Annotated in this window: 5 protein-coding genes; all 5 read right to left on the minus strand. The window is 65.7% G+C overall.

Features of this window, described 5'->3' with window-relative positions:
• Window positions 1-35 precede the first annotated feature (35 nt).
• Complete coding sequence (locus ELR45_RS42150) at window positions 36-1,238, minus strand: resuscitation-promoting factor (RefSeq protein WP_165368021.1); 1,203 nt, start codon at window positions 1,236-1,238, stop codon at window positions 36-38.
• A gap of 263 nt (window positions 1,239-1,501) precedes the next feature.
• On the minus strand, window positions 1,502-2,386 hold the full coding sequence (locus ELR45_RS22745; RefSeq protein WP_129668382.1) for a TatD family hydrolase: 885 nt from the start codon (window positions 2,384-2,386) through the stop codon (window positions 1,502-1,504).
• A gap of 85 nt (window positions 2,387-2,471) precedes the next feature.
• Window positions 2,472-4,055: a methionine--tRNA ligase gene (gene metG, locus ELR45_RS22750; protein ID WP_129668383.1), complete on the minus strand. Its 1,584-nt coding sequence runs from the start codon at window positions 4,053-4,055 to the stop codon at window positions 2,472-2,474.
• A gap of 110 nt (window positions 4,056-4,165) precedes the next feature.
• On the minus strand, window positions 4,166-4,612 hold the full coding sequence (locus ELR45_RS22755; protein WP_129668384.1) for a cupin domain-containing protein: 447 nt from the start codon (window positions 4,610-4,612) through the stop codon (window positions 4,166-4,168).
• A gap of 76 nt (window positions 4,613-4,688) precedes the next feature.
• Complete coding sequence (locus ELR45_RS22760; RefSeq protein ID WP_129668385.1) at window positions 4,689-5,303, minus strand: TetR/AcrR family transcriptional regulator; 615 nt, start codon at window positions 5,301-5,303, stop codon at window positions 4,689-4,691.
• Window positions 5,304-5,370: the final 67 nt, after the last annotated feature.

Here is a 5,370-nt window from a genome sequence, read left to right on the forward strand (position 1 = left end):
CTCGCGGGCGGATTCACCCGCGATACGAGCAGCGACTAGCTCAGGCCCAGCTTGGCGGAACAGGCCGGCCAGGCGCCGTAGCCGCCACGGTCGTCACGGACCCTCTCAGCGATGCGGATCTGCTCGGACTTGCTGTTCTCGTGCGGGTATCCGGAGCCACCGTAGGCCTGCCATGTCTGCAGATTGAACTGAAGGCCGCCGTAGTAGCCGTTGCCGGTGTTGATCGACCAGTCACCGCCGGACTCGCACTCTGCCAGCCGGTCCCAGACGCCGCCGTCGACGTTGTCACCGCCGCCGCCATCGCCGCCGTCGCTGTCACCGTCGCCGCTGTCGTCGCTGTCGTCGCTGCCCTCATCGTCGTCATCCTCGGCCGGTGGGTCCGGCTCCGGGTCCGGCTCGGGCTCGGGCTCCATAGTGCCGACCAGGATGACCTCGTCGACCGGCTCGTCGATGACTTCCTCGGACAGCTTCTCCGTGTCGTCGAGTTCCCCGTCGATGTAGGTCTTCTCGAGCTCACGCTCCAGCAGGCCCTTCTGACCCTCGGTCTCTACCGACGTGGTGCCAACTTCGAGGGAGTCGTCTTCCTTCTCGACGGTCTCGAAGTCGATCTCTTTCTCGACGGTGTCCTTCTCCACGGTCACTCGCTTGACGACGACCTCCGCCTCGCCGCGCAGTTTGGCGTCCAGCGAAGGCTCGACGATGTCCCGGTCTCCCAGCTCCACGTCGACGTCCGCGAGGGCTTCACGGACCGTCAGGGCCGTCGTGGTGACCTGGTCCTCGTCGCCGTCGGCGACAAGCGTGATCTCCTTGGGGGTGCGGACTTCGAAGTCCAGCCCGCTGCGATCGATGTCGAGCGAGCGGGCCACCGAGACATCCGCTCCCTCGTCACGGATACCGAGCTCCGAGAGGGCCTCGTCGACCGAGAGTGCCGTCGTCCACACGGACCGTTCAGTGCCGTCGACGGTCACCGTGAGTTCACGACCGTAGCGGACGTTGATCTCAGTGCCGTCTTCGACCGTGCTGTCCAGAGACGGAACGACGTCGTCGTTGGGCCCGATCTCGATACCTTGACCGTCGAGCACGTCACCGACATTGCCGGAGAACGTGTGCACGGTCTCGGTTTCACCGTCAACAGTGAGGCTGACGGCGTTATCGAACGTCATGTACGCGACGCCACCGGCCACAAGGGCCGTGACGACGCTCGCGTTGATCGCGATCGTCTTGACCGACGGACGCAACAAAGCTCCTGATGTAGTACCTCCCGGGCACGGAGCAGACGGCATGTACCACTCGCCACCCATTCCGGCCCAGATCCTACGCCGAACCGGCGCGGCTCGGGCCGAAAGCGCATGGTCCGCTGACTAGCCATCCGGAGCTTCCCCGACCCCGGCTAACAATCACGAAACGGTAACGCACTTGAGCAGGATGTCAAGCCCAACATCCGACTTTCTGTGGAAAACCTTGTGGAAAACCGGCCATGAGGCCTTTGAGGTGATGAGGATCACCATGAACCGAATGCCCGACTCGTGCTGGTTTGGATCATTGAACAGGTCTCCTCAAGATCTCTCCCGAGGACCTCCGCGACGGATCGCACAGTCAGCGGGACCAGGTACGACGCGTTCGGTCTACCCCGGAACGGATGCGGCGTCAGGAAGGGAGCGTCGGTCTCCACCAAGACCTGCTCCAGCGGAACCTCCCGCAAGGCGGAACGTAAAGATTCTGCGTTCTTGAACGTCACCGGCCCCGCGAAGGACAGGAACCACCCGCGCTCGGCACAATGCCGGGCCATGGCCGCGTCACCGGAGAAGCAATGGAAGACCACCCTGTCCGGAAGCTGCGTATCGTCCAGGACACGGAGTATGTCGTCGTGAGCGTCCCGGTCATGGATCACCAAGGCCAGGCCACGCCGCCGCGCGATCTCGATGTGTGCCCGGAACGACTCCTCCTGAGCCGCATGACCCTCCGGCGTCGTGCGGAAATGATCCAGACCGGTCTCTCCGACGCCGCGCACCCGTTCGCTGACGCCCGCCATCCGGTCGATCTCCGACAGGGCGTCATCGAGCGTTCCGGTTGCGGCTAGCCGGGGCGCCTCGTTGGGGTGCAGCGCCACCGTCGCGACGACGTTCGGATAGCGCTGCGCCGCCTGCACCGCCCACTGAGACCCAGCGATATCGCAGCCGACCTGCACCACCCGGTCGACGCCGACCTTGGCCGCCGCAGCGAGCGCCTCTTCCGGACTGAACGCCTCATCGTCATCGCCGTCGGCGATATCCATGTGGCAATGGGTGTCCGTTACCGGCGACGGCAGCGGCTCCGGCATCGGCGGACGCGAGCGGTCTCGCCGGCGCCCGTCCTCTCCGGTCGCCGACCGCTTGATCCGGCTCATACGTTTCCTTTTCCCTTTCTCACCTGCTGTCCTTCAACGGCCGGGCACACGGTATGGCAGTTGATGGATGGTCACGACCAACCGATCAGTCGAGCTCTAGCCGCGGGAACAGCGCGTCGCCTTTGGTGACCCGCGTCCCGGCGCTGAGCCGCCCCCATTCGCCCGCCTCGGCGATCGGCTGGTCGGCAAGGGCACCGAGAGTCTCCGCTGCCCCCAGCGCGTCCCACAGCCGCGCAGACGCCTTCGGCATCGCGGGGTTGAGCAGGACAGCGAGGGTGCGCAACGCTTCCGCGGAGGTGCAGAGGATGGTGGCCAGCCGTTCCCGCTGCGCCTCGTCTTTGGCCACCGCCCACGGTTGCTGCTCGGTGATGTAGCCGTTCACGGCTTCCACCAGAGTCCACACAGCGGCCAGTGCCTCGTGCGGCGCTACCCGGTCAACGGCGGCGTCGGCATCGGCGGCCGCCCGCCGAGCGACAGTCGCGAGCGCTTCCTCCGCCTCCGTGAAGGCGCCGGTCTGCGGCAGCACTGAGTCGAAGTACTTGCCGACCATGGCCGTGACCCGGGACGCGAGGTTACCCAGGCCGTTGGCGAGCTCCGCCTGATAGCGAGCGGCGATATCCTCCCAGGAGAACGAGCCGTCGTTGCCGAACGCGATGGCCCGCAGAAAGTAGTAACGGAACGCGTCCGATCCGAACGTATCGGTGATCTGGTTCGGCGAAATGCCGGTCAGCTTGGACTTGCTCATCTTCTCGCCGCCGACCAGCAGCCACCCGTGCGCGAAGACCTTCTTCGGCAACGGCACGCCGGCGGCCATCAGCATGGCCGGCCAGATCACCGCGTGGAAGCGCAGGATGTCCTTGCCGACGAAATGGATGTCCGCCGGCCAGGTGCGGGCGAACTTCTCCTCGTCCGCGCCGTAGCCCACGGCCGTCGCGTAGTTCAGCAGAGCGTCGATCCATACGTAGATGACGTGGGACTCGTTCCACGGGACCGTGACACCCCAGTCGAACGTCGACCGGGAGATGGACAGATCCTGCAGTCCCTGCTTGACGAAGCTGTAGACCTCGTTCCGTGCGCTTTCGGGCTGGATGAAATCGGGATTCTCGTCGTAGAAGGCGAGCAACCGGTCCGTGTAGTCCGACATCCGGAAGAAGTAGTTCTTCTCCGAGAGGATCTCCACCGGCCGGGTATGGATCGGGCACAGCTGCTGCCCGGCATACTCTCCGGTGCCCTCGATCAGATCACCCGGCTGCTTGTACTCCTCACAGGCCACGCAGTACGCACCCTCGTACGTGCCCTCGTAGATCTCACCCGCGTCATGCAGGCCCTGCATGAACTCCTTGACTCGCTCGACATGCCGCGACTCGGTGGTCCTGATGAAGTCGTCGTTCGATGCGTCGATGGTCTCCAGAACCGGCTTCCACGCGCTGTCCACCAAGCGGTCGGCCCAGGTACGGGCGTCGACCCCGTTGGCCTCGGCAGTGCGGAGCACTTTCTGGCCGTGTTCGTCGGTCCCCGTGAGGAACCACACGGGTTCCTGCCGCTGCCGATGCCAGCGAGCGATGAAGTCAGTGACGACCGTGGTGTAGGCGTGCCCGATGTGGGGCGCGTCGTTGACGTAGTAGATGGGCGTGGTGACATAAAACGCCTTGGAAGGAGCGTCGGGCATGGGGACGATCGTAGCTCCACCTCCGCCCTCGCCTCACATGGATTACGCCACGCCATCTCGCCATGATCATCAACCGGTGGACGCCCTATGGTGCGGCCCACCGTTGATGATCATGAGAGAAGGCGGAAGTCGGCGAAGTCGAAGCCAGGCGAAACCACACAGGAGACGAGGACCTCCTGGTCGGTGGCCGGCTGCGCCGCCTGCCACACCCCGGGAGGAACGATCGCCTGCGGGGACTCTCCGGCCGCGATGCGCCTACCCAAGGTCACAGTCTCAGGCTGCAGATCCGGCGTCTCGCCGGCGCCGCCGAGCTTCAGCAGCAGCGGCCCGCCGCTGTGCCAGAACCACAGCTCCGCGGACCTCACCGTGTGCCACTTGGACTCCTCACCCGGCGCCAGCAGGAAGTAGATGCAGGTCGCGCTCGCGCGCTCCCCGTCATAGCCGGGTGGCCGCAACGTCACATCCGAGCGCCAGGTCTCCCGGAACCACCCGCCTTCGGGATGGGGTTCGAGGCCCAGGGCGTCAGCAAGCTGCGGTCGTCGTCGTTCTCCAGACATGATCGCCAGACTACGGGGAGACCGGGAGACTGTCGTGCAGGTCGCCGGATCGAGCCGTCTCGTCGCCGGCCGCCGATCAGCCGATGACGCCGCGGACGAGCTGGTCCAGTCCCGCGTTGAGGCGTTCCACAGTCATTTCCAAGCCCGCGCGCTGATGCAGGTAGAGCCGCGCTGACAGGACCGCTAGCAACGCGTCGGCGAGATACCCGCCGTCCCGCTCCGGATCGATCTGTGTGATCAGCATCGCCAGATGCTGGCGCTGAAGGTTATAGGCGCCGCTCCGGTATCGAGCGTCACCGTTCTCAGCCGTCGCCATCAACTCGGCCTGCTCGGTGAGCCGGTCAACGTAACGACGCAGGAATGCGCAGAGCCGCTCCTGTGGTGGTGCACCCGGCCCCAGCGGCGGGGGGCCGGAGATGAACGCGGCCTGAAACTCGCGTTCCTGGTCGTCGATGAGCGCATAGGCAAGCCCTTGGAGGTCGCCGAACCGCCGGTACACGGTCCCGATCCCCACACCGGCCTCCGCCGCCACCGCATCCATCGACAGCGCGTCGATGCCCTTGTCCCGGAGAATTCGCCCGGCCGCCTCCAGGAGGATCTGGCGGTTCCGGGCGGCGTCGGCACGCTCACGCTTGACCCCGTCCCGCGAGGACAGGGTCAGCGGTGACAACAGGTCATGATCGCCGGGCATGCACACCTCCGAATAGCCAGCTTAGAACGTCCGACGGACATCTCGACGGCCCGGCCAGAAGGGATCG

This window comes from Phytoactinopolyspora endophytica (assembly GCF_004138495.1).
GTDB lineage: Bacteria > Actinomycetota > Actinomycetes > Jiangellales > Jiangellaceae > Phytoactinopolyspora > Phytoactinopolyspora endophytica.

Coding starts and splice junctions, on each gene's coding strand:
- ELR45_RS22745 (WP_129668382.1), bottom strand. CDS start 2,386: ATGAGCCGGATCAAGCGGTCGGCGACCGGAGAGGACGGGCGCCGGCGA.
- ELR45_RS22755 (WP_129668384.1), bottom strand. CDS start 4,612: ATGTCTGGAGAACGACGACGACCGCAGCTTGCTGACGCCCTGGGCCTC.
- ELR45_RS22760 (WP_129668385.1), bottom strand. CDS start 5,303: ATGCCCGGCGATCATGACCTGTTGTCACCGCTGACCCTGTCCTCGCGG.
- metG (WP_129668383.1), bottom strand. CDS start 4,055: ATGCCCGACGCTCCTTCCAAGGCGTTTTATGTCACCACGCCCATCTAC.